The following is a 24,906-nucleotide window of genomic DNA, read 5'->3' on the forward strand; positions in this document are numbered from 1 at the left end:
ATCAGACAAAGCTGACGTCAGTCTCTTTGCGCTTTTTATAGTGCGTGACGGCGATGGCGACCATAATCACGCCACCGACCACGATGTTCATGAAATAGTTGGATACGCCAATCAGGTTGAGGCCGTTCTTTAAAATGGCGATCAGGAAAACCCCCATTAAGGTGCCGCTGACCGTGCCTTTCCCGCCCATCAGGCTGGCACCACCCAGCACGGTGGCAGCCAGCACATCCAGTTCACCGCCGACCAACGCGTTTGGCACCACTTCACCCATGCGATAAACCTGCACCAGTCCGCCAATGGCCGCCATCGCCCCCAGCCAGCCGTAGGCAAAGAGGTGAATCAAACCAACGCGAATCCCGATGCGCCGCGCGGACTCCGCATCACCGCCCACGGCATAAAGCTGGCGGCCCAGATGCGTTTTGTTGAGTAACACGGCCGTCAGGGTGGCGATGACCAGCAGGACGAGCAGGGGCAGGCCAAGCTGAAACGTCTGGCCCTGCCACTCAAACGGCAGCACGCTGCGAAGGGTGATCCACCATTCAGGCAACTGATAGAGGCTGCGTCCGCCGGTTGACCACATCAGCAGCCCAAACAGCAGCGACTGCATGCTGATCGTGATGATGATGGAGACCACCCGCAGCCAGGTAATGAGCCAGGCGTTGATCATGCCGAACAGCGTGCCGCAGGCCACCGCCAGGCCAATACTCAGCAGGGCGTGATCAAACTGATAGCGTATAAACAGGGTGGCGATGAAGTACTGCACCACCGAGGCCACGGCAGCAAAGGAGATATCGATGCCGCCGGTGACCAGCACCACAAAGAGCCCAAGTGCGAAGATGCCGGTGACCGCATAGCTTTCGGCTAAATCCAGCAGGTTTTGTACGCTGAGGAACTGGTCGCTGGACAGCGAAAACACCCCAATAAACAGCAGTAAAACCCAGGTCAGCCAGCCCTGGCTGGAATGAGGACGTAAACGGGATAAGTCAGGCATTGATGACCTCCGCCAGTTGCTGTTCTTGCACTCGGTCTGGCTGGTATTCGGCATGGATCGTCCCCTCACGGAAATGCAAAATGCGGTCGCAGTTGTGCCAGACCTCTGGGACTTCATCGGAAATCAACATAATCGATAAGCCTTCTCGCGCCAGTTCGTGGATCAGCTGGTAAATACTGGCCTTCGCGCCGACATCGACGCCGACGGTGGGCGAGTCAAGAATTAACAGGCGAGGTTGAGTGAGTACCCACTTGGCTAAAACAATCTTTTGCTGGTTGCCGCCGGAAAGCGTGGAAATTGCCTGCTCGGGATCGGCAACCCGGACGCCAAGCTGCTGAATCCACTGCAAGATCAGCCTGTTCTTACGGTATTCATCAATCAGGTGAAAGCGGTTTTGCAGCTTATCGAGAATCGGCAACACCATGTTATCGGCCACCGACTGTTGCTGAACCAGCCCCAGCGTCAGACGGTCTTCTGAGACATAGCCAATACCGGCTTTGATGGCGTCTTCATGGCTACGGAAGCGTACCGGTTTCGTGTCCAGCCAAATCTTGCCGCTGTCGGGCTGGGTCATACCAAATAGCGACAGAGCCAGCTCGGTACGACCCGAACCCAGCAGGCCACAGAGCCCCAGCACCTCGCCTTCGTACAAACGAAAATTCACGTCGTGGTACTGCCCGCTCCGGCTGAGGTGTTCGACTTCCAGCAACACGCGATCGCGCCTGCGCGTGACGTTTTTCAACGGATATTCCAGCTTCTGTCCGGTCATCAGTTCTGTCAGACGGTGCGGCGTCATGTCCTGTGCTGGCCAGCTGCCAACCCTGCGGCCATCGCGAATAACCGTCACCCGATCGGAGATTTCCAGTACTTCATCCAGTCGATGGCTGACAAACACCACACAGATGTTTTTCTGTTTGAGATAGCGCACCGTGCGCAGCAGCTGATTCACTTCTGTACGGGTTAGCGAGGCTGTGGGTTCGTCCATGATCACCAGCCGGGCATCGGCAACCAGTGCCCGGCAAATCGCGACCTGTTGCCGCTGGGCAATGGAGAGGTGCGCCACTTTCTCGTTGAGATCGAGTTCAAACTGAAGCTCGTCAACGATACGTCGGGCGCTGGCATGCAGCCTTTTACGCTGATGCCAGCCGAACAGGCCACGCAGGTTGTGTTCAAACGCAATGTTTTCGGCCACGCTCAGGTTAGGGAACAGAGACAGATCCTGATAGATCACCTGTATACCAAAGTCTCTGGCCTGCTGGGTTGAGAGGCGGGGCAAAATTTCCCCTTCGCCCAGACGGATCTCGCTGCCCTCATCCGGCGCATGAACGCCTGAAATCACCTTAATGAGCGTGCTTTTGCCACAACCATTGGTCCCGGCAAGGCAGTGCACTTCTCCGGCCAGCAGCGTCAGCGAAATATCGCTCAGCGCACGATGACCACCAAACGTTTTCGACAACGCATCTAACGTCACGAGCGTCTGCGGTGCGACAGGTCTCATCTCTACAGCCCCAGCTTAATCAGTTTCGGCAGGTTGGCTTTATCCAGGCTTTCGGTGTTATTGCCCAGAAGGGTATGCGTCGTGTCATCGACCCGGACCTTGCCTAATCCCTCAATGGTCATGCCATCTTTAATGGGCGTGTTTTTCTCCATCATCTCGGCAAGACGGACAAACACTTCACCGGCCGTATGGGGATTCCAGATATAGCCGCCTTTGATCGCGCCCCGATTGACGAGCTGCGCGCCCTGGCCCGGACTGAAGGCTCCGATGACGCACACTTGGTTAACCTTATTGCGGTTCATTACGGCCCGGCCTGCGCCGATAGGGCCCTGTGAGCCAAAGGCTAAAATCCCTTTCAGATTGGGATATTTAGACATCAGCTCGTTGGTGGTACGGATAGAATCATCCAGCGATTCGCCTACGCCAAATTTGTCGGTGACCAACTGCATTTTGGGATAATGCTGTTTTTGATACGCCAGCGCGGCGTCGGTCCACTGCTGGTGGAGCGGCACCGTCAGGCTGCCAACGTACATGGCGTATTGCCCTTCATCGTGCATACAGGCTGCCAGCGCTTTCATATGGTTGATGCCGTGCGTGGCTGCATCCACTAACTCAAAGTCCCAGTTGGCGAATTTCTGACCCGGTGATTCATGGGTAATCACTTTGATGCCCGCATCGCGCGCCCGCTGTAAGACGGGCTCCAGGACTTTAGGATCGTTGGGAACCACGCCAATGATATCGACTTTCTGCGCAATCAAATCCTCAATAGCGCGAACCTGCAAGGCGGGATCGGCTGCGGTGGGTCCGACCATCCATGCATCTATGCCGCTTTTCGCCGCTTCACTTTTAATCCCGGCTTCCATCGCGTTGAACCATGGAATACCGCCAATTTTCACCACGATGCCCATACGTATTTTTTCTGCTGCCTGAGCCTGGAATGCGAATAACGCGATCAGGGAGCAGGCGATAAGCTGTTTTTTCATAGTGACTCCATTTATTGATTAATAAGCTGCACGGACTGAGGCCGTTGTGAACAGTCGATAATATTTACCCCGTTCCACGCCAGTTCCTGTTCCAGCTCTTTATCTTTTAACTGGTCGGTAATAAGAAAATCCACATCGCGATAATGACAAACACGCGCGAATGAGGGCCGAAGAAACTTAGAGCTATCCATTAATAAATGTTTGCGTTCAGCTGCCAGAATGAGTTGTTGTTTTAAATGTGCATTATGTTCATTCCCCTCGCGTAAATAACCGTCGTTGCCCAGGCTGCTACAGGAAAAAAAGATTTTATTTATTTGAAACTCTTTTAACGGTTGTTCAGTTACGATGCCGTGAAAATCTTCATAGCGATCGGAATATTCGCCACCCAGGCAGATCGTGCGAATACTGCTGCGCGCCGCCAGGGTCTGCACAATGCGTAAAGAATTAGTTAATACAGTTAATTCAATATCCGGTAACTGTCGGGCCAGATAAAAACACGTGGTACTACTATCGAGTAATAAACAATCACCTGGGCTAATAAACCCCAGCGCCCGCTTAGCAATGGTCATTTTGGCATCGACATGTTCATTAATTCGCTGCCGGAAAGATAATTCATACTCATTAATGGCCCGGTTATTTATCTGAATGGCTGCATTATATTGTTTAACCGGAACAGCGCCGCCATGGCTTCGCTGGAGTATGCCTTTCTTTTCCAGTTGCGCTAAATCCCGACGAATCGTTTCCTGCGAAACCTGACATAAGGCGGTCAGTTCAGCGACAATCACGCGTCCATTACGCATTAATTCATCAATAATTCTCTGCTGGCGTTCAATCGGCAACATGCTGGCCTCCGAGGGTTATAAAGTACTGGAAGGCACGCGGCAAAAATGTGGCCTGAGCGTGGCTACGCAGGTCACTCTTCTCACAGCGTGCGTAAAGAGATATTTGTTGGGTTTTTATGAAAAACTATGTAATAGGTATATTAAAGACGTGACTGATATCACTAAATTAGGGTTATTTAACTGTAAGAAACAGGGCTGACAGGCTTTTATGCCTGCACCTGTGGCGACTATAACATGCCTGTTTTTGACCGTTTATGTGTATTTGACCGATTCGACTGGCGGGAATGTCCGACGAATCCGATTGAGCGCATCAGAGTGAAACAGCATGATGACTATTCTGCAGAGATCACCGCCTTTCTTTTGTTGTAAAGCGGATGTTTTTTAGTCGGTTAGCTGCGCTTGCTGAGCACTTCACAGAATGCGGCCCTCGTGACGTGCGCTATTGCGCTATCATCTTCCACTCAAAGAAGTTGGGGTTCGATTTTCTTAATGTGGTATGGGATGAAATCGCTGTTTGCGTTGTCTGTTTTTATGGTTGCCGCTGCTCAGGCTGATCCGGTACAGAAGCTGTTTTCTGACTGGCAACTCACCTGCAATAATGCGGCGCATTGCGTTGCGCGCAGCATACCTGGCGACCAGGGCCTGGTTATGACGCTTTCCCGCAGTGCGGGATCCGATGACAAACCGTTACTGCGCATCGATTACGGCAGTGCATACAGCGGCGCGCTGCCCGGCCCGGCGCTGCAAGATAATCTTTTAGTCGATCAACGTCGGCTGCGGCCTGACTTCAAGCACTGGACGGTTGAGCCACACCATCTTGCTACCAGCAATCCTATCGCCATTAACGAATTTCTTGAACTGACCATGGATGCGAAAAGCCTGCAGCTGACGTTCAATGCCGGTCCGCAGATCTCGTTGCGCGGTATGAAAGCCGCGTTGTTATTTATGGACGATGTGCAGGGCCGGGTGAATAGCATGAGTGCCTGGGTCAGGCGCGGAGGAAGAACCGGCGTCCCGGCCGCACCGGCCGTACCGCAACTGCCGCCGGCGATGGCTGCGCCTGCGCCACTGACGCGTGACGAGACCAGCGGGCTGATCGACTACGGAACGTGGCGGGTAAATTCGGATACCTGTTCCCTTGATCCCCTGCGCCGCGAAGTCAGCGTCTCGCCGCTGACAGACAAAAAAGCGCTGCTGCTGGTCAGCTGTGAAATGGGCGCCTATAACGTGATCGATCTGGCTTTTGAAGTAACGCGTGCGCCGCCCTATGTGGCGCGTGGGATTACGCTGACCTTGCCTTTTACCCCGCCGGGCGCATCAGAGCGCCAGCTGGAGCTGATTAACGCAGATTATGATGCGGCAAGCGGGCAGCTCTATACCTTTGGCAAAGGACGCGGACTTGGCGACTGTGGTACCGCGACCCGCTGGCAGTTTGACGGCGAGCATTTTGTTTTAGCCGAGTATGCCGAGGAGTCAACCTGCGATGCCTGGCACAGCAGTGACGACTGGCCCACGCTTTGGGTGAGCCAGTCAGCCTCATCAGCGGTGAGCGGTTAAGGAATCGCCTGGACCATCATCGGCGAGCCGTTCTGATTGCCTACCAGCTCAGCGAGCAGGTTGTTTACGCCGTCACTCATCGGCGTAAAGCGCGTCAGAGGCGAGCGGGTAACGACCACAAAAACCCCGACGTTTTGCTGGGGAACCATCGCCATATAGGTGATGAAGCCGCCGCCGCCGCCGGTTTTCTGGATAATGCCAGGGCGACCGTTGGCCGGCCCCATATAAACCCACCCCATTCCCAGCGCGTCGGCTTTGCCCGGCACGTCCATGCCGTCAACTTTATGCAACTGGTCGCGACGGTAGATCAGCGTCTGCAGGCGGTCGATCTGTGGCGTACGGTGATTTACCGAGGAGTTGAGGAACTGCTGCATCCAGCGGCCCATATCATCAGGCGTCGAATATACGCCACCGCTGCCGATGGCCGCCAGCGTGTTATTACAGGGGCTGGCGCCTTTTTCCGCCACCATCAGGCGTGCGCACTGCTCAGGTGACGGCGTAAAGGTGGTGTCTTTCATCCCCAGTGGACGGGTAATTAACTGCTGCAGCAGGGCAGGATAAGGCTTACCGGCCGCGCGCGACAGCGCATCGCCCAGCAGGTCATAACCGAGATTGGAATAGGCCGCATTGGTGCCGGGGGCGGCTTTCAGGCTGGCCGTGTTTAACCAACGCCAGCGTTCACTCTGTGTCGGCCAGACAAACACCGGACGATGGGGTTTGCCGCCGGGCTGCTCTCGCGGCAGACCGCTGGTATGGGTAGACAGGTTAATCAGCCGAATGGGCTGACCATCAAAACTGGGCACCCGCTTTCCGGGCGGTGCATATTTACTGAGCGGATCGTCAAGGCGAATCTCCCCGCGCTCGGCCATCTTCACCATGACTTCACTGGTCATCAGTTTGCTGAGTGAGGCAATACGAATTAACGAATCCTTTTGGGGGCGAATATTGTTTCCTGGCCGCGTGTCACCAAAGCTGGCGAAAACCCGCTGATTACCATCTATTGCGACCAGCGCCATGCCTGTCGCACCGCTGGCATAGAAGATATGCTCCGCATAGCGGTCAACAATTTGGGATGCCAGCAACGGATCGGGCGCAACCTGCGCCATGCTTTTAAGGGGAAGCAAAGAAACCAGTAGAGCCAGTACGTAAGGAGTGCGCATTTTCAACGGAGAGGGCTTCGCTATAGGAATCGGGTGAAAACCTATAGTAATCAGTTTGCGGATGACGGGAAGAGCAAAGGACAGTTTTTTTTGTTTCGGATTACAGCATGCGGGCCAGACGTACCGGTGACGTCATGGGATTGGCGCCGCATTTTGCCCCTGAAAGCCACCTGACTGAACCGGCGCAGGGCGAGCACGGGACACCCGTTCGGTCAGGTGCGTTTGTACATGCGCCGGGGATGGCCCACCTTGCCATACAGCATTTCGACCGTCAGAAAGCCGGTTTCCACGCAGTGCTCCAGGTAGCGGCGGGCGGTCGTTTTACTCAGCCCGGTTTCTGTCATCACCTCATCGACCGAAAAAAGGCGCGTTGTGGCGGGCGTAAACAGTGTCTGAACCCGGGCCAGGGTATTTTCCTCAATGCCTTTGCTGCCGTTATCGTGCGGGTAGTTCTTCGCCTGCAACTGATACAGCACATCGACATTTTTCTGATCGACAATTTTCCATGTGCGCTGTTGGTCTGCAAAGGCGATGAAGTTGGCAAGCGAGCGGTTAAGGCGTTTCCAGGATACCGGTTTAAGCACGTAATCAAAGGCACCGTTGCGAATGGCCTGGCTGCAGGTATCCATATCACTGGCCGCCGTAATAAAAATAATGGAGCAGTTCGCGTTGGCCAGCAACGGATCGCCAATCAGGGTGATGCCTTTGCCATCAGGCAGGTAGTTATCCAGCAGCACCAACTGTGGCGCGGTCAGTTCAAGCTGCTGTCTGGCTTCTGCCAGGGAGCTGGCTATGCCGACCAGCCTGAGCTCAGGGTGCTTACCAATCAGTTCTGCATGAAGCTGAGCCAGTTCAGGCTCATCTTCAACAATCAGGACGGTAACAGGATCATGTTGCATCGCGGACGTTCTCCGTTTCCGTTACGGGACAGCTGTTGGTTTGCGCACAGGGGATAAACAGCGAGAACACCGCGCCACGGGGCACGTTGTCGCTGACCTCAATGGTTCCCCCTGCACGGGTAATATAGCTTTCGGTTAAATACAACCCGATGCCGTGATCGCCTCGGGTTTTGGTGGTCATGCCACGTTCAAACATGCGCTCGCGGATTGCCGGCGTAATGCCCACGCCGCGATCCGCCACTTCGATGATCAGCTCACGGGTACTGAGTTTAATCAGTACTTCAACAGGTTCATGAGGCAACGGGGCGCGCTGGGTGGCTTCAATGGCGTTGTCCAGCAGGTTGCCAATCACCGAAATCAGTTCGGCATCGGAAAGCGCGGGAAACGGCTTATCCATCAGGCACGCGGGATCAAAGTGGAGAATGACGCCTTTTTCTCTGGCGCGAGCGGCTTTGCCCAGTAATAAGCCGCACAGCAGAGGCGAAGTGAATCGGGCCGAGACAAAGTCCAGCAACTCCTGCTCGTGCTCGGACTGCGCTTCAATGTAACCAATCGCTTCGTCAAAACGCCCCATGTGCAGCAGCCCGGAAAGCGTGTTCATGCGGTTAAGCTGTTCATGACGCATGATGCGCAGGTTATCGACATAACGTTTCACCTGGCTGAGTTGGGCGCTGAGGGAATCGATGTCGTTAAAATCGCGAAAGGTGATCACCCATCCCATTAGCGCGTCCTCCAGCATGATGCGCACCCGGCTGGCGATGACGGTCAGCGAGTTAAATTGGCAAATCTCATCGTGGGTATCTTTTTCCAGCATTACGGGCTGCGATAAAAAGGGCACCGGGGAGACGATCTGGCTGACAGACTCGCCGCGCAGCGCCTCGGCGGACTGTGACAGTCCCAGCAGCTTGCGGGCAGCCTGATTAATCACTTCGATCCGCAGTTGTTCATTGATAACAATGACGCCTTCATAGATCGATTCCATCATGGCTTTTTGCTGGCGGACCATCAGGCCGATCTCGCGCGGTTCCAGCGAGAAAATCTGTTTTTTAATATTACAGGTAAAAAACCAGGAGAAAATAAACAGGGCAATAAGCACCAGCGCCGCCACGATCAACAGGTTGATCATGTTGCTGAAGGTGATGGCATCCAGATAGCGGGCGAGGTAGCCAACGGAAACAATACCGACGACCTGGCCGCGATCGTTGAGAATAGGCGCCTTACTTCGCAGTGACATTCCCAGGCCGCCTGTCCGAATGGTGGTGATACTTTTCCCTGCCAGCACCGCTGCGTTATCGCCGCCCACCAGCGGTTTGCCAATTCGGTCCGCCGTCACCGAGTGAAAAAGATGCAGGGCCTGGTTATCGCCAATCACAATAAAACTGGCATCGCTTTTCCGGGCTATAGCCTTCATCAGCACATTGATGGTCGTGATGTCACGATCCGCCACCGCTTTTTTCAGTTCCGGAATCAGCGCGATCTCGTCTGCCTGAACCTTCGCGCGCATGCTCATCGCCTGATAAAGCTGCCGGGTGATGCTGACGTAATAATAGCTTCCCAGTAACACGAACAGGACAGACGAAAAAACCACGAGCGAAAGAAACAGCTTCGTTTGAAATGACAACTTCATGACTGTCACACGTATTTTGGAATAATAACTTCAATGTATCATCTTTTTAACAATAGGAACTACATCGGTTTAATTATTTGATAAATAGTGATTTTTATCGATTATCTAGGCTAAAAAAGCCCCTTAAAAGGCTGAATAACGGCAGCGGGGAATAAAAACCATAAACACCACGGCGATTATCACGATGCGGATCACGCTCTGGAAATAACACCATTAAAACTTTATGCCAGATACCTTCTTCTTCACGTAATTCCGCCTTTTTTCCCGGCATCCTGAAAAAAACGATGACGCAAAGAGGATAATAATGAGCTCACCTGATAATTCTTTTCTGTCTGACACGCTGACCCGTTCACCGCGCAGGAAAACCCTGAAAGAGCAGTGGTGGCATATTATGGATAACTGGAAAGTCGGGATTATTCCTCTGCCGCTGTTTGTGCTGGCCGGTGCGCTCATTGCGGTAGACTGCCTGAGTGGAACGCTAAAAAGCGATATCGTGGTCATGGTCGCCACGCTGGCCTTTTTTGGCTTTGCCTGCGGAGAGTTTGGCAAACGCCTGCCCGTGGTGGGCCGTTTAGGGGCAGCGGCTATCTGCGCCACCTTTATTCCTTCTGCGCTGGTGTACTACGGTTTGCTTCCCGACATCGTGGTAACGTCCACGACGCAATTCTACAAATCGACCAATATTCTCTATCTTTACATTTGCTGCATCATTGTCGGCAGCATCATGAGCATGAACCGCACGGTGCTGATCCAGGGCTTTCTGCGCATCTTTTTCCCCATGCTCTGTGGTGAAATCGTGGGGATGATTGTCGGCATGGGCGTGGGTTTAGCGCTGGGGCTGGAACCCTTCCAGATTTTCTTTTTCATCATTCTGCCCATTATGGCGGGTGGCGTCGGTGAAGGTGCCATTCCGCTCTCCATCGGCTATGCGGCATTGCTCCATATGGATCAGGGCGTGGCGCTGGGCCGCATCCTGCCCATGGTTATGCTGGGCGGCGTGACCGCCATTATTATCTCCGGCTGTCTGAACCAACTGGGTAAACGTTATCCGCACCTCACCGGGGAAGGCCAGCTGATGCCAAACGTGACCAATGTTGAACCCGAGCCGCTGCAGTCCGTTTTCTCCGGTAAAGTTGACGTGACGGCGATTGCGTCCGGTGCGCTGCTGGCGGTGCTGCTCTATATGGTAGGGATGTTAGGGCAGAAGCTGACAGGGCTGCCTGCGCCGGTAGGGATGCTGTTCCTGGCCGTGCTGGTAAAACTGGTGAATGGGGTTTCTCCGCGTATTCTGGCCGGTTCTCAGGTGGTCTATCGCTTCTTCCGTACGGCGGTAACCTATCCGGTTCTGTTTGCCGTCGGCGTCGCCATCACGCCCTGGCATATTCTGGTTACCGCGTTTACGCTCACCAACCTGCTGGTGATTATCAGCACGGTCAGTGCGCTGGTCGCAACGGGCTTCTTTGTCGGGAAAAAGATTGGCATGCATCCCATCGATGTTGCCATTGTTTCCTGCTGCCAGAGTGGGCAGGGCGGTACGGGCGATGTGGCGATTCTTACCGCCGGTAACCGCATGGGCCTGATGCCGTTTGCGCAGATCGCCACGCGCATCGGCGGGGCCATTAACGTTTCGCTCTCGTTGTTATTACTGAGCCATTTTCTCAAGTAAACCTGTTACGCCGACTGAAGCGCTCGCAAAGCAGCATGGCTCCCCAAAGGTGCAGGCGTGAGACAGCCTGAATCCCTTGCCGGGAGTAGGGCTGAGAAAGTGGGAGAGGCTGAGAGAGACGAAAACAGGCGTTCAGAAAAGCGACGTGCCAGCGCAGGGCTGGCACGTCGTGTTGGCCAGGCGACCTGACGCGAAGCAGCAGGTCGCTCAGCAGCAAGTGGATTATGCGGGTTTCAGCAGTGCTTCTGCATGGCTGACGATGTTTTCCACCGTAAAGCCAAATTCAGCAAACAGCTTCTCGGCCGGCGCCGACTCGCCGAAGGTCGTCATGCCCACAATGGCACCGTCCAGGCCAACATATTTATACCAGTAGTCGGCGATGCCTGCTTCTACCGCCACGCGCGCTTTGACCGCAGAAGGCAGCACCGACTCACGGTAAGCGGCATCCTGTGCGTCAAACAGGTCAGTGGAGGGCAGTGAAACCACGCGCACCTTGTGACCGCCAGTTGTCAGCTTCGTCGCGGCACCCAGGGTTATTTCTACCTCGGAGCCGGTCGCAATCAGGATGATGTCTGGCGTGCCGTCGCACTCCTTCAGCACATAACCGCCGCGCTTGATGTTAGCCACCTGCTCTGCGGTACGCTCAGGCTGAGCCAGGTTCTGACGCGACAGGATCAGCGCTGTCGGGCCATGGTGGCGCTCAATCGCTGCCTGCCAGGCTATTGCCGTCTCCACCTGGTCACAGGGGCGCCATACGCTCATGTTTGGCGTCACGCGCAGGCTGGCAATTTGCTCAACCGGCTGGTGGGTTGGGCCGTCCTCGCCCAGGCCAATGGAGTCATGGGTATACACCATGATCTGCCGGGCCTTCATGAGTGCCGCCATGCGCGCCGCGTTACGGGCGTACTCAACGAACATCAGGAAGGTGGCGGTATAGGGCACAAAGCCGCCGTGGTGGGCAATGCCGTTACCGATCGCCGTCATGCCAAATTCACGCACGCCGTAATGGATGTAGTTTCCGGCCGGATCGTCTTTGATGGATTTTGAGCCAGACCAGATGGTGAGGTTGCTCGGTGCCAGGTCGGCAGAACCGCCCAGAAACTCTGGCAGCAGTTTGCCATAGGCTTCCAGGGCATTCTGCGAGGCCTTGCGGCTGGCAATTTTTTGCGGATTGGCCTGCAGCTCGGCAATAAACTTCGCGGTTTCCGCTTCCCAGTTTGCCGGCATGCCGCCGTTCATGCGGCGCTCGTACTCGGCCGCCAGCTCTGGATAAGCCTGCTTATAGGCCGCCAGTTTGTTGTTCCAGGCTTTTTCGCGCTCAGCGCCGGCCTGTTTGGCATCCCACTGCTGGTAAATCTCTTTGGGGATCTCAAACGCCGGATAGTTCCAGCCCAGTTGCTTACGGGTCAGCGCCACTTCTTCTTCGCCTAACGCCGCGCCGTGGGCTTCTTCTTTACCGGCTTTATTCGGTGAGCCGAAGCCAATGACCGTACGGCAGATGATCAGTGACGGCTTGTCGGTGACGCTCTGCGCTTCCTGAATCGCGGCTTTAACCGCATCGGCGTCATGACCGTCGATTTCACCCACAACGTGCCAGTTATAGGCTTCAAAGCGTTTGTGCGTATCGTCGGTAAACCAGCCTTCGGTTTCACCATCAATAGAAATACCGTTGTGATCGTAGAAGCCAATCAGTTTGCCCAGTCCGAGCGTACCGGCCAGCGAGCAGACTTCATGAGAAATGCCTTCCATCAGACAACCGTCGCCCATGAAAACATAGGTGAAGTGATCGACGATATCGTGATCGGGACGGTTAAACTGGGCCGCCAGCGTGCGCTCAGCAATCGCCAGACCAACGGCGTTCGCCAGGCCCTGGCCCAGCGGACCCGTGGTCGTTTCCACGCCTGGCGTATAGCCAATTTCCGGGTGGCCCGGCGTTTTAGAGTGGAGCTGGCGGAAGTTTTTCAGTTCTTCAATCGGCAGATCGTATCCGGTCAGGTGCAACAGGCTGTACAGCAGCATGGAGCCGTGGCCATTTGAAAGGATAAAGCGGTCACGATCCAGCCAGGCGGGGTTGGTTGGGTTGTGCTGGAGGAAATCGCGCCACAGGACTTCGGCGATATCAGCCATGCCCATTGGCGCACCAGGATGACCTGATTTTGCTTTTTGTACCGCATCCATACTTAATGCGCGAATCGCATTAGCCAACTCTCTGCGTGAGGACATAAAGGGTCTCCCTTGTTAAGCATCAGGGCGGGAGTGCTCCCGCCCGGTAAAAGAGGGGGAAAACTACAGACGCGCTGCCAGCACATCTTCCAGTTTTTGCTGGTCAACGGCGAACTGACGAATACCGTCTGCCAGTTTCTCTACCGCCATCGGGTCCTGATTATGTTCCCAACGGAATTCGGCCTCGGACAGCGGGGAAGGCTGGTGGAAACATTCGGTTGAGGGTTCGAGCTTGCGCTCTACGGGCTCCTCACTGTTTTGCAACTCTTCCAGCAGGTTAGGTGAAAGCGTCAGGCGGTCACAACCGGCCAGGGCAAGCACCTGCTCAACTTTACGGAAGCTGGCGCCCATGATGATGGTGTCATAGCGGTGCTTCTTGTAGTAATCGTAAATGCGGCGTACGGATTTCACGCCGGGATCTTCATCCACGTGGTACGGGTCCATCGGTTTGCGGGTGTTGTACCAGTCGTAAATACGGCCCACAAAAGGTGAAATCAGGTAAACACCGGCTTCGGCACAGGCACGGGCCTGCGCGAAGGAGAACAGCAAGGTCAGGTTGCACTGGATACCATTTTTTTCCAGTTCTTCAGCCGCCTTAATGCCTTCCCAGGTGGAAGCCAGTTTGATCAGGATGCGTGAGCGGTCAATGCCGTGTTCTTCATACATGCGAACCAGCTTTTCCGCTTTCGTGACGCACATGCCACGATCGAAGGAGAGGCGCGCATCCACTTCGGTCGAAACACGGCCCGGTATGCTTTTCAGGATTTCCATACCGAGATTGATTGCCACTTTGTCGCTGGCGTTGATGATCTGCGTCTCTTTGCTGCCGCCCTGCTTTTTCGAATAGTCGATGGCGTCATCAATCAGGTGTTTGTAAGGCTGGAGAGCAGATGCTTTCAGAATAAGCGAGGGGTTGGTGGTCGCATCTTGTGGGTGATAATTTCGAATCGATTCGATATCGCCACTGTCAGCCACCACGGTAGTGAACTGTTTAAGGGCTTCAAGCTGGTTCATTTCTACACTCCTTGAAAAAAACGTTGTAACGAAAGGGAACACCTCTGGCCTCGTGCCCTAATCAGTGCAGACATTACCGGTCGCAGTAACGCCGACTCACCACCTTGCAACAGACAGGGTGCAGTGAAAATGCGTTTTCTCTGAATGTTGTGCGATGGGGGTAGCGCGCAATCATCCGAGATGACATTTCTGCGGATAACGACTGCCCGGTTATTAAGAATAGCAGCCATGACAAATGACGCAGACCAGACTGTAACAATCTGTGCCTTAAGAAATGAGGTTCTTTGAAGCGCCTCACCGCTTTGTGGTTGTCTGCTTTCTATACTGGGCGTTCACTTACCTGGCGAAGAAGGATGTCAAATGGATGACCAACTGAAGCAAAGTGCGCTCGATTTTCACCAGTATCCCACTCCCGGCAAGATTCAGGTCTCGCCCACTAAAGCGCTGGCCACCCAGCGCGATCTGGCCCTGGCCTATTCACCCGGCGTCGCCGCGCCCTGCTTAGAAATTGCCGCCGATCCCCTGGCCGCCCATAAATACACCGCACGCGGTAATCTGGTGGCGGTCATTTCTAACGGCACGGCGGTGCTGGGCCTGGGCAACATTGGTGCGCTGGCCGGTAAGCCGGTGATGGAAGGCAAGGGCGTTTTATTCAAGAAGTTTGCCGGTATTGACGTCTTTGATATTGAGGTCGATGAGCACGATCCCGATAAGCTGATTGAGATCGTCGCGGCGCTGGAACCCACCTTCGGCGGCATCAACCTGGAAGATATCAAAGCGCCAGAGTGTTTCTATATTGAGCAGCAGCTACGGCAACGCATGAAAATCCCGGTGTTCCACGACGATCAGCACGGCACGGCGATTATCTGCACGGCGGCGGTGTTAAACGGATTGCGTATTATCAAGAAGGCGATTTCCGACGTGCGGCTGGTGGTCTCCGGCGCGGGCGCCTCGGCGATTGCCTGCATGAATCTGCTGGTCGCGTTGGGTTTGCAGAAGCACAATATTCAGGTGTGCGATTCAAAAGGGCTGATCTACCGTGGGCGCGAGCCCAATATGGCGGAGACCAAGGCCGACTATGCGGTTGAGGATCAGGGAAAACGTACGCTGGCCGAGGTTATTGAGGGCGCCGACATTTTTCTGGGCTGCTCTGGCCCGGACGTCCTGACGCCTGACATGGTCAAAACCATGGCCAGCGATCCGCTGATTCTGGCGCTGGCGAATCCGCAGCCAGAAATTCTGCCGCCGCTCGCTAAGGCCGTGCGGCCCGACGCCATTATCTGCACCGGCCGTTCTGACTATCCTAATCAGGTGAATAACGTCCTGTGCTTTCCGTTTATCTTTCGGGGAGCGCTGGATGTTGGCGCAACGGCCATCAATGAAGAGATGAAGCTGGCGGCGGTGCACGCGATAGCCGAGCTGGCGCAGGCGGAGCAGAGCGATGTGGTGGCTTCGGCCTATAGCGATCAGGACCTGAGCTTTGGCCCGGAATATCTGATCCCCAAACCCTTCGATCCCCGGTTAATTGTGCAGATCGCCCCGGCGGTGGCGAAGGCGGCGATGGATTCCGGTGTGGCGACCCGGCCCATTAGCGACTTCGACGCCTATCGCGAACAGCTCACGGAATTCGTCTATAAAACCAATCTGTTTATGAAACCGATTTTCTCTCAGGCGCGCAAAGCGCCGAAGCGCGTGGTGCTGGCAGAGGGGGAAGAGGTTCGGGTGCTGCATGCGACGCAGGAATTAGTGTCGTTGGGGCTGGCAAAACCTGTTTTGATAGGCCGCCCGAACGTTATCGCGATGCGCCTTGAAAAGCAGGGGCTGAAGATCGAAGCCGGAAAGGATTTCGAAATCGTCAACAACGAATCCGATCCCCGTTTTAAAGCATACTGGAACGAGTATTACCAGATGATGAAGCGGCGCGGCGTAACGCCCGAGCAGGCACAGCGCGCGGTGATCGGTAATCCGACGCTCATTGGGGCCATCATGGTCTATCGCGGTGAAGCGGATGCGCTCATCTGCGGCACCATCGGGGATTACAACGAGCACTACGAGATTGTGGAGAAAGTGCTGGGCCTGCGTTCCGATGTGAAAGTGGCAGGGGCCATGAATGCCTTGCTGCTGCCGCACGGCAACACCTTTATTGCGGATACCTACGTAAATGAAGATCCCACACCCGAGCAGTTAGCGGACATCACGTTAATGGCGGCCGAAACCGTGCGGCGATTTGGTATTGAACCGCGGGTTGCCCTGCTGTCGCACTCCAGCTTTGGCACCTCAAATTCTCCTGGCGCTCGAAAAATGCGTGACGTACTGGCGCTGGTGCAGCAGCGCGCACCTGAGCTGGAAATTGACGGCGAGATGCACGGCGATGCGGCACTGGTAGAGAGCATTCGTCGGGAGATCATGCCCGACAGCCCGCTGAAAGGCAGCGCCAACCTGTTGATTATGCCCAACGTGGAGGCGGCACGAATCAGCTACAACCTGCTGCGCGTCTCGCACGCTGACGGCGTGACGGTGGGGCCGGTGCTGATGGGGATGACCAAACCGGTACACGTACTCACCCGCATCGCCTCCGTGCGGCGCATCGTTAATATGGTGGCGCTGGCGGTGGTAGAAGCACAAACCCAGCCGCTGTAACACAACGGGGCCGCATGCAGCCCCGATTTTCACCTTCGCGCATGAAAGCGCTGTTAACTTTGTCTTCCTGCCCGTTACGCGGGGCAGGAAGACGAACGTCACTCGGGCAGGTTAAGCCAGTTCTTCACCGGCAGAAAATCGCGGTAGAGCGCGGCCTCTGGCGAATCCGGCTCAGGATGATAATCATATTCCCAGCGTACCAGAGGCGGCAGAGACATCAGAATCGATTCCGTTCTGCCTCCGGTTTGCAGGCCAAACAGCGTGCCGCGATCCCACACCAGATTAAATTCCACGTAGCGACCACGACGATAGAGCTGAAACTGACGTTCACGCTCGCCAAACGGCAACGACTTGCGGCGCGCCACGATGGGCTGATAGGCGTCCAGGAATCCCCGGCCCACCGCCTGAATCAGCGCGAAGCTTTTTTCAAAGCCAGGCAGATGAACATCATCGAAGAATAGCCCACCAATCCCGCGCTGCTCGTCACGGTGTTTTAGGTAGAAATAGTCGTCGCACCACTTTTTAAAGCGCGGGTACACGTCCTCGCCAAAAGGCTGGCATAGATCAAAAGCCGTCTGATGCCAGTGCAGCGCATCCTCTTCGAAACCGTAAAACGGTGTCATATCGAAGCCGCCGCCAAACCACCAGATAGGCTCGGCACCGGGTTTTTCGGCAATAAAGAAACGCACGTTGGCATGGCTGGTCGGCACATAGGGATTGTGCGGATGAATCACCAGCGACACGCCCATGGCTTCAAAACTGCACCCGGTCAGTTCAGGCCGATGCGCGGTAGCGGACGCGGGCATCTGATCGCCATGAACGTGCGAAAAGTTGACGCCGGCCTGTTCAAAGACGGCGCCATCACGCAGCACGCGGCTTCGTCCGCCGCCGCCGCCGGGGCGCTGCCAGCTGTCTTCAATAAAATGGGCACCGCCGTCTTCGGCGGTCAGCTTGCGACAAATCTCATCCTGCAAATCCAACAGGAACGTTTTTACACGGGAGATATCTGGCATGTGATGAGCTTCTCTTGGTAAAAATTGGACGTGATTATAGCTGATTCATTATGACATTCGGCGATCGTACTCATCAAAGTAGTTGATTATTCCCGTGGCGATAGCCGACGCGATTTTTTGACGAAACGCGCTGGTGCCCAATAGCTGCTCTTCCCGTGGGTTGGTGATAAACGAGGTTTCCACCAGTACCGAGGGAATCGACGGCGATTTTAATACGGCAAAAGCGGCCTGTTCGGTGTGCTGACTGTGAAGGTGGTGCACCGGCCGGATCTGATCCAGCACATGTTTACCCAGCGTCAGGCTGTTCTTAATGGTATCCGTTTGCACCAGGTCAAACAGGATCTGCTGCAGATAGTGATCCTGCGCTTCCACCTTTGCGCCACCGACCTTGTCGGCATCGTTCTCTCTGTTCGACAGATAGCGCGCCATGCTACTGCTGGCACCGCGGTTGGACAGGGCGAAGACTGAGGCGCCGTTGGCATCGGGGCTGGTGTAGCCATCGGCATGGATGGACATAAACAGATTCGCGCCATGCTGATGGGCAATTTCCACGCGCTGATAAAGCGGAATAAAGTGATCGCTGTCGCGCGTCAGCCGCACTTCAATGCGGGGATGGGACTGCAGTTCACGGCGCACGTTATTGGCAATTTCCAGGACGATATGTTTCTCTTCCGCGCCTTCTTCGCCCACCGCACCCGAATCAATCCCGCCGTGCCCCGGATCGATCATCACAATGCGTTTACCGTTACTGGCGGGTGGCTTGGGTGAGGAGTGACGGGAAGAGAGCGAAGCCTGCTGTTCTTTCGCCTGTACGGCGCGCGGGGACAAAACAGCCAGCGCCAGTCCTGACAGCAGAAGCTGGCGGCGGTGAATCAAACGTTTAAGCAAATGCATGTGCAGGTCCATAAGCAACAATCATGCAAAGTGTTATAGCGTAACGTTAGCGCCAGGGCGATCTTTCAAGCATTTCAGGTTATTACTTTGTATTTCAGCCCACTAACAGCCAAATCCCTTTTTTTTAACGTTGCCGCCAGTGGGGAGGGTTGCGCCCGACGAAGAAAGCGTGATAATCAGCAAATTGTGGTAAATAGCAGGAAAAGAAGATGGAAATCCGCACCTTCCGCCAGGAAGACTTTGAAGAAGTAATCACGCTCTGGGAACGCTGTGATTTGTTACGCCCGTGGAACGATCCGGAACTGGATATCGAACGTAAAATGCATCACGACGCCGATCTTTTTCTGGTGGCTGAAGTGGGCGGTGAAGTTGTCGGAACGGTCATGGGCGGCTACGACGGGCATCGCGGGGCGGCCTACTATCTGGCCGTGCATCCTGATTATCAGGGGCGTGGTTTTGCCAATGCCTTGATGAACCGGCTTGAAAAAAAACTCATTGCGCGCGGCTGCCCAAAAATCCATTTGATGGTACGTGAAGAAAACGATCAGGTCGTCGCCTTCTATGAAAAACTCGACTATGAAACGGTCGATGTGGTGTTGCTGGGTAAACGTTTAATCGAAGATCGTGAATATTAATTCCGTCTGGCCGCCTGAAGAGTACGACGATAAAGGTCAGCTGCGTCTGCCGTTTCTTTTTTGGCTGATTCTGCTGCTGCAGTCGCGTACCTGGCTGTTGCTGATCATGGCTGGCGCCTCACGCCAGCAGGGAAACGATCTTCTGGCGCTCTTTTATCCCGATCGCCAGGCCTTCTGGGTAGGGCTGGCGCTTGGCTTACCGGCGCTGGCGGGCCTGCTGCTGACCGGCTATCGTTCGCGTTTGCCCCGAGTGTGGCGCAGCTGGCGTCAGGTGTTGATGCTTTCCGTAGCAATTAACCTGATTTGGCAAGGCGCACAGCTGTATCTGGCGGACTTCCTCAGTTCACCGCTTCCCCTGTTACTGACGCTATTCGATCTGCTCGCGCTGCTCTGGTTATTCAGCAGCGTTCGGCTTCGCGCCTGCTTTTTACCCCAACCGCATGCTGAATAAACTTTTTGCCGCTTTGCGACTCCAATCAGTTCTGCCTTAATGTTCTTTTATTAACAGGAGTTTTCATGAAAGCTGTTCGTTACACGTTACTGACTGTGGCCATGCTGGTCAGTGGGTGTGCCAGTTCCTCCGGTACTGATGCTAACAGCAGCCAGCAGGTAAGCTGGTGGAATCCACTGAGCTATCACTGGTCTGCCGCGCTGCCGTGGAACTGGTTTGGTTCCTCGCTTACGGCCACAGAGCAGGGCGTGGGCGGCATCAATGGCTCAACGACCATGACCGAAGCCGCCATAAAAGAGGGGTTAAAAGGCAAGTACGATCTGCGTCAGGGCATGCGCGGCCATAACGGGCAGGTGGTGTCGTTCTGGCAGGCTATGGATGATGGCAAAGTGATGCTGGTGATTTATGGTCAGACGCAGGTCGATCGCGTTGAGGTGCTGGACAGCCGTATCGCCAGCGCCGATGGCAGCAAAATCGGTGACGCGTTCAGCGCCAAATTCGACAAAGCCTTCAACAACTGCGTGCTGGCGAGCGGACTGGACAACCGTGACGTGGAGTGCCGCGCGCCCAACAGTCAGCATCTTCGCTATGTCTACAGCGGAACCTGGCACGGGCCAGAAGGGTTGATGCCGTCGGATGACACACTCAAGAGCTGGACGCTCAGCAAAATTGTCTGGCAGCGCTAAGTCTTTTTTCACACCGCTCAACCGCAGGGCATAACCGGCCCTGCGCGTCCAATTCTGTTTTTCGTCTGTCTTTTCCCGCCGCCTTATGCCTTTTTCGACTTTGAAATCAGCAAACGATATATAAAACCGTTACGGGTTTACGCTGAGTTATAAATAAACTGCTGTATCTGCAGATGAGATCTGCATCAAATTTCCTCAGGGTGAACCATGACCTTACCAGCGATGAAAAAAATCGTGAGCGGACTCGCACTGTCGCTGAGTCTGGCCGGTGCCGCAAACGCGACCGAGCTGTTGAACAGCTCTTACGATGTCGCACGTGAATTATTTGTCGCCCTGAATGCGCCTTTTGTCAGCCAGTGGGATGCCAGCCATCCTGACGACAAGCTGACCATTAAGATGTCTCATGCCGGGTCATCCAAACAGGCGCTGGCGATCCTGCAAGGCCTGCGTGCCGATGTGGTGACCTATAACCAGGTCACCGATGTGCAGGTGCTGCACGATAAAGGCAAACTGATCCCTGCCGACTGGCAAACCCGCCTGCCGAATAACAGTTCGCCGTTTTACTCCACCATGGCGTTCCTAGTGCGCAAGGGAAACCCAAAGCAGATTCACGACTGGTCCGATTTAACCCGTGACGATGTGAAGCTGATTTTTCCTAATCCCAAAACCTCGGGCAACGGACGTTATACCTATCTTGCTGCCTGGGGCGCCGCCAGCAACGCTGACGGGGGCGATCAGGCTAAAACCCGCGCTTTTATGACAAAATTTCTGAAAAATGTTGAAGTCTTCGATACCGGTGGCCGAGGTGCTACGACCACCTTTGCTGAACGCGGTCTGGGCGATGTGTTGATCAGTTTTGAGTCTGAAGTGAATAACATCCGCAACCAGTACGGCAAAGACGACTACGAAGTCGTGGTGCCTAAAACCGATATTCTCGCGGAGTTTCCCGTTGCCTGGGTAGATAAAAACGTCGAGCAGAATAAAACAGCCGATGCAGCGAAAGCCTATCTGACCTGGCTGTATTCTCCTGCGGCGCAGAAAATTATTACGGATTTCTATTACCGCGTGAACAATCCGCAGTTAATGGCGCAGCAAAAAGCCCGTTTTCCTGCCACGAACCTGTTTCGTGTTGAAGACATTTTTGGCGGCTGGGATAACGTGATGAAAACCCATTTCGCCAGCGGTGGCGAGCTAGACCAGTTATTAGCGGCGGGGCGGTGATCATGTTTGCAGCCAGCCAAAAACGCGTCCTGCCCGGTTTCGGTCTCAGCCTGGGCACCAGCCTGCTCTTTACCTGTCTGGTGCTGCTGCTGCCAATCAGCGCACTGATTATGCAGCTGTCGCAGATGACGTTGCAGCAATACTGGGACGTGGTCACCAATCCGCAGCTCATCGCAGCCTATAAGGTCACGCTGCTGTCGGCCGGTGTGGCCTCACTGTTTAATGCCGTATTCGGCATGTTAATGGCGTGGATCTTAACGCGTTACCGTTTTCCGGGCCGCACGCTGCTCGATGGTCTGATGGATCTGCCGTTTGCGCTGCCGACCGCGGTTGCTGGCCTGACGCTGGCCGGTCTGTTTTCCGTGAACGGCTGGTATGGACAGTGGTTCGCGCATTTTGATATCAAGATCTCCTATACCTGGATCGGTATCGCGCTCGCGATGGCCTTCACCAGTATTCCGTTTGTGGTGCGTACCGTGCAGCCGGTGCTGGAAGAGCTGGGGCCTGAATATGAGGAAGCGGCTCAAACGCTGGGCGCCACGCCCTGGCAGAGCTTCCGCCGGGTCGTTCTGCCTGAAGTGGCACCGGCCTTACTCGCGGGCACCGCGCTGTCGTTTACCCGCAGCCTGGGCGAGTTTGGTGCGGTAATCTTTATTGCCGGCAACATCGCCTGGAAAACCGAAGTGACCTCGCTGATGATCTTCGTGCGCCTGCAGGAGTTTGACTATCCGGCAGCCAGCGCCATTGCCTCGGTCATTCTGGCGGCATCGCTGCTGTTACTTTTCGCTATCAACACTTTACAAAGCCGCTTTGGTCGTCGTCTGGGAGGCCATTAATGGCAGAGATTTCGCAACTCAATCATGCCGACCGCCAGCCTGTTAACTGGGCCAAGTGGCTGCTTATTGGTATCGGTGCGCTGATATCCTTGCTGCTGCTGGTCGTGCCGATGGTGTCCATCTTCTGGGAGGCCCTGCATAAAGGACTGGGCGTCACCTTAAGCAATCTGACCGACAGCGATATGCTCCATGCCATATGGCTTACGGTGCTGGTCGCATTGATTACCGTGCCGGTGAATTTAGTGTTCGGCACGCTGCTGGCCTGGCTGGTGACACGCTTTACCTTTCCGGGACGTCAGCTGCTTTTGACGCTGTTCGATATTCCCTTTGCGGTATCGCCTGTCGTGGCGGGCCTGATGTATCTCCTGTTCTGGGGCATTAACGGCCCGGCGGGCGGCTGGCTGGATGCCCATAATATTCAGGTGATGTTCTCCTGGCCTGGCATGGTGCTTGTCACCGTCTTCGTTACCTGTCCGTTTGTGGTGCGCGAACTGGTGCCGGTGATGCTGAGCCAGGGCAGTCATGAAGATGAAGCCGCGGTGCTGTTAGGTGCCTCGGGCTGGCAGATGTTCCGTCGCGTGACGCTGCCGAATATTCGCTGGGCCATGCTGTATGGCGTCGTGCTGACCAACGCCCGCGCGATTGGTGAGTTTGGCGCGGTTTCCGTGGTTTCGGGTTCTATTCGCGGTGAAACCTACACCTTACCGCTTCAGGTTGAATTACTGCATCAGGATTACAACACGGTGGGCGCCTTTACTGCCGCAGCCTTACTGACCGTGATGGCAATCGTGACGCTGTTTCTGAAAAGCATTGTGCAATGGCGTTTAGAGCAACAGCACAAACGCCTGCAACTGGAGGACAATCATGAGCATTGAGATTAACCAGATCAACAAATCCTTTGGTCGCACAGCGGTGCTGAACGATATCTCACTGGATATTCCGTCTGGCCAGATGGTGGCCTTACTGGGGCCGTCCGGTTCCGGTAAAACCACGCTGCTGCGCATCATTGCTGGACTGGAACATCAGAACAGCGGTCAGATTCGTTTTCACGACCACGATGTCAGCCGCCTGCACGCCCGCGATCGCCAGGTCGGATTTGTCTTCCAGCACTATGCGCTGTTCCGTCATATGACGGTCTTCGACAATATTGCCTTTGGCCTGACCGTGCTGCCGCGCCGTGAGCGTCCGTCCAGTGCGGAAATTAAAAAACGCGTCACGCGCCTGCTGGAGATGGTGCAGCTTTCCCATCTGGCGAACCGTTTCCCGGCCCAGCTTTCGGGAGGGCAGAAGCAGCGCGTCGCGCTGGCAAGAGCCCTGGCCGTGGAACCGCAAATCCTGTTGCTGGATGAGCCCTTTGGTGCGCTGGACGCTCAGGTGCGTAAAGAGCTGCGCCGTTGGTTACGTCAGCTGCACGAAGAATTGAAGTTCACCAGCGTGTTCGTCACCCACGATCAGGAAGAGGCGATGGAAGTGGCCGATCGCGTGGTGGTGATGAGCCAGGGCAGCATCGAACAGGTGGGGACGCCGGATGAAGTCTGGCGCGATCCCGCCACGCGCTTCGTGCTGGAATTCCTGGGTGAGGTTAACCGCTTCGACGGTGAAGTGCATGGTTCTCAGTTCCATGTCGGGGCGCACCACTGGCCGTTAGGCTATACCTCTGCACATCAGGGCGCGGTCGATCTGTTCCTGCGCCCGTGGGAAATCGACGTTTCGCGCAGAAGTAGCCTGGAAACGCCGCTGCCCGTTCAGGTCTTAGAAGTCAGTCCTCGTGGTCACTTCTGGCAGCTGGTGGTGCAGCCAACGGGATGGCAGAGCGAGCCCTTCTCGCTGGTCTTTGACGGTGAACAGACCGCGCCGTTGCGCGGCGAGCGCCTGTTCGTGGGGCTGCAGCAGGCCCGACTGTACCAGGGCGCGACACCGTTACGGGCGGTTGCCTTTGCACACAGCGCCTGATATTTTCTTTTTTCACGCAGGGCGGGACAGTGTCCCGCCTTTTTAATGACCTGAATACCGCGATAACCCAGGCTGTGGCCTGGATCAGGGCGGAGAGGGTTTTGCCAGGAAATGCAT

General features: G+C 55.3%; 21 protein-coding genes. 10 read left to right on the top strand and 11 right to left on the bottom strand.

All coding sequences use genetic code 11. From position 1 onward, the window contains the following. Nucleotide 1: 1 nt before the first annotated feature. From P9J57_RS06065 to P9J57_RS06080, 4 genes are read right to left on the bottom strand one after another with little or no spacing between them, the layout of a single operon-like run. Entirely contained in the window at nucleotides 2–991 is a 990-nt protein-coding gene (locus P9J57_RS06065; protein ID WP_024471243.1) for an ABC transporter permease, read from the bottom strand. After that, complete coding sequence (locus tag P9J57_RS06070; RefSeq protein ID WP_013026664.1) at nucleotides 984–2,489, bottom strand: sugar ABC transporter ATP-binding protein; 1,506 nt, start codon at nucleotides 2,487–2,489, stop codon at nucleotides 984–986. Before P9J57_RS06070 ends, P9J57_RS06065 begins: the two co-directional genes overlap by 8 nt. Before the next feature lie 2 nt (nucleotides 2,490–2,491). Next, a complete protein-coding gene (locus tag P9J57_RS06075) occupies nucleotides 2,492–3,472 on the bottom strand; it encodes a substrate-binding domain-containing protein (protein ID WP_019106056.1) in 981 nt (326 codons plus the stop codon). Nucleotides 3,473–3,483: 11 nt separating this feature from the next. Next, nucleotides 3,484–4,314: a DeoR/GlpR family DNA-binding transcription regulator gene (locus tag P9J57_RS06080; protein WP_013026662.1), complete on the bottom strand. Its 831-nt coding sequence runs from the start codon at nucleotides 4,312–4,314 to the stop codon at nucleotides 3,484–3,486. Nucleotides 4,315–4,803: 489 nt separating this feature from the next. On the opposite strand from P9J57_RS06080, the gene P9J57_RS06085 reads away from it, so the two are divergent. After that, the gene (locus tag P9J57_RS06085) at nucleotides 4,804–5,871 is read left to right on the top strand and encodes a DUF1176 domain-containing protein (protein ID WP_014605307.1); all 1,068 of its coding nucleotides are present in this window, start codon (nucleotides 4,804–4,806) and stop codon (nucleotides 5,869–5,871) included. Here the strand turns inward: P9J57_RS06085 and ampH are convergent. The 3 genes from ampH to P9J57_RS06100 form a co-directional block, all read right to left on the bottom strand. Beyond that, nucleotides 5,868–7,031, bottom strand: coding sequence for a D-alanyl-D-alanine-carboxypeptidase/endopeptidase AmpH (gene ampH, locus P9J57_RS06090; protein WP_014594262.1), 1,164 nt, complete (start codon nucleotides 7,029–7,031; stop codon nucleotides 5,868–5,870). The two genes, P9J57_RS06085 and ampH, sit on opposite strands and share 4 nt — an antisense overlap. Before the next feature lie 212 nt (nucleotides 7,032–7,243). Then, complete coding sequence (locus P9J57_RS06095; RefSeq protein ID WP_013026659.1) at nucleotides 7,244–7,930, bottom strand: response regulator; 687 nt, start codon at nucleotides 7,928–7,930, stop codon at nucleotides 7,244–7,246. Beyond that, on the bottom strand, nucleotides 7,920–9,557 hold the full coding sequence (locus tag P9J57_RS06100) for an ATP-binding protein (RefSeq protein WP_015699773.1): 1,638 nt from the start codon (nucleotides 9,555–9,557) through the stop codon (nucleotides 7,920–7,922). The genes P9J57_RS06095 and P9J57_RS06100 overlap by 11 nt, the downstream gene beginning before the upstream one ends. A gap of 304 nt (nucleotides 9,558–9,861) precedes the next feature. Here P9J57_RS06100 and P9J57_RS06105 point away from each other — a divergent pair, with 304 nt between their 5' ends. Then, nucleotides 9,862–11,223 carry a 2-hydroxycarboxylate transporter family protein gene (locus tag P9J57_RS06105; protein ID WP_014594259.1) on the top strand — a complete coding sequence of 454 codons (1,362 nt, stop codon included), beginning with the start codon at nucleotides 9,862–9,864 and terminating at the stop codon, nucleotides 11,221–11,223. Nucleotides 11,224–11,445: 222 nt separating this feature from the next. Here the strand turns inward: P9J57_RS06105 and tkt are convergent, their stop codons facing one another. After that, nucleotides 11,446–13,446: a transketolase gene (tkt, locus tag P9J57_RS06110; RefSeq protein ID WP_019106053.1), complete on the bottom strand. Its 2,001-nt coding sequence runs from the start codon at nucleotides 13,444–13,446 to the stop codon at nucleotides 11,446–11,448. Nucleotides 13,447–13,509: 63 nt separating this feature from the next. Continuing rightward, nucleotides 13,510–14,460 carry a transaldolase gene (gene tal, locus P9J57_RS06115; protein WP_483279428.1) on the bottom strand — a complete coding sequence of 317 codons (951 nt, stop codon included), beginning with the start codon at nucleotides 14,458–14,460 and terminating at the stop codon, nucleotides 13,510–13,512. Between the two features lie 360 nt (nucleotides 14,461–14,820). On the opposite strand from tal, the gene maeB reads away from it, so the two are divergent. Next, a complete protein-coding gene (gene maeB, locus P9J57_RS06120) occupies nucleotides 14,821–17,100 on the top strand; it encodes an NADP-dependent oxaloacetate-decarboxylating malate dehydrogenase (protein ID WP_483279429.1) in 2,280 nt (759 codons plus the stop codon). A 98-nt stretch (nucleotides 17,101–17,198) separates the two neighbouring features. Here the strand turns inward: maeB and hemF are convergent, their stop codons facing one another. Both hemF and amiA read right to left on the bottom strand, forming a co-directional pair. Continuing rightward, nucleotides 17,199–18,113, bottom strand: coding sequence for an oxygen-dependent coproporphyrinogen oxidase (gene hemF, locus P9J57_RS06125; RefSeq protein ID WP_194761266.1), 915 nt, complete (start codon nucleotides 18,111–18,113; stop codon nucleotides 17,199–17,201). 48 nt (nucleotides 18,114–18,161) lie between these two features. Continuing rightward, nucleotides 18,162–19,007: an N-acetylmuramoyl-L-alanine amidase AmiA gene (gene amiA, locus P9J57_RS06130; protein WP_029568366.1), complete on the bottom strand. Its 846-nt coding sequence runs from the start codon at nucleotides 19,005–19,007 to the stop codon at nucleotides 18,162–18,164. Between the two features lie 209 nt (nucleotides 19,008–19,216). On the opposite strand from amiA, the gene P9J57_RS06135 reads away from it, so the two are divergent. The 7 genes from P9J57_RS06135 (at nucleotide 19,217) to cysA (ending at nucleotide 24,789) form a co-directional block, all read left to right on the top strand. Further along, nucleotides 19,217–19,642 carry a GNAT family acetyltransferase gene (locus P9J57_RS06135; protein WP_006117810.1) on the top strand — a complete coding sequence of 142 codons (426 nt, stop codon included), beginning with the start codon at nucleotides 19,217–19,219 and terminating at the stop codon, nucleotides 19,640–19,642. Continuing rightward, nucleotides 19,632–20,093 (top strand): DUF2919 family protein, encoded by a 462-nt coding sequence (locus tag P9J57_RS06140; protein WP_013026651.1) that lies wholly within the window; start codon nucleotides 19,632–19,634, stop codon nucleotides 20,091–20,093. Before P9J57_RS06135 ends, P9J57_RS06140 begins: the two co-directional genes overlap by 11 nt. A 65-nt stretch (nucleotides 20,094–20,158) precedes the next feature. Next, nucleotides 20,159–20,779 carry an RpoE-regulated lipoprotein gene (locus P9J57_RS06145; protein WP_029570411.1) on the top strand — a complete coding sequence of 207 codons (621 nt, stop codon included), beginning with the start codon at nucleotides 20,159–20,161 and terminating at the stop codon, nucleotides 20,777–20,779. 207 nt (nucleotides 20,780–20,986) lie between these two features. Continuing rightward, nucleotides 20,987–22,000 carry a sulfate ABC transporter substrate-binding protein gene (locus P9J57_RS06150; protein WP_015699780.1) on the top strand — a complete coding sequence of 338 codons (1,014 nt, stop codon included), beginning with the start codon at nucleotides 20,987–20,989 and terminating at the stop codon, nucleotides 21,998–22,000. 2 nt (nucleotides 22,001–22,002) lie between these two features. Next, nucleotides 22,003–22,836: a sulfate/thiosulfate ABC transporter permease CysT gene (cysT, locus tag P9J57_RS06155; protein WP_014594252.1), complete on the top strand. Its 834-nt coding sequence runs from the start codon at nucleotides 22,003–22,005 to the stop codon at nucleotides 22,834–22,836. Continuing rightward, nucleotides 22,836–23,711 (top strand): sulfate/thiosulfate ABC transporter permease CysW, encoded by an 876-nt coding sequence (cysW, locus tag P9J57_RS06160; protein WP_013026647.1) that lies wholly within the window; start codon nucleotides 22,836–22,838, stop codon nucleotides 23,709–23,711. Before cysT ends, cysW begins: the two co-directional genes overlap by 1 nt. Next, nucleotides 23,701–24,789 carry a sulfate/thiosulfate ABC transporter ATP-binding protein CysA gene (gene cysA / locus P9J57_RS06165; RefSeq protein WP_013026646.1) on the top strand — a complete coding sequence of 363 codons (1,089 nt, stop codon included), beginning with the start codon at nucleotides 23,701–23,703 and terminating at the stop codon, nucleotides 24,787–24,789. The genes cysW and cysA overlap by 11 nt, the downstream gene beginning before the upstream one ends. Nucleotides 24,790–24,906: the final 117 nt, after the last annotated feature.

The sequence above is a fragment of the Pantoea sp. nfd-35 genome (assembly GCF_056892255.1).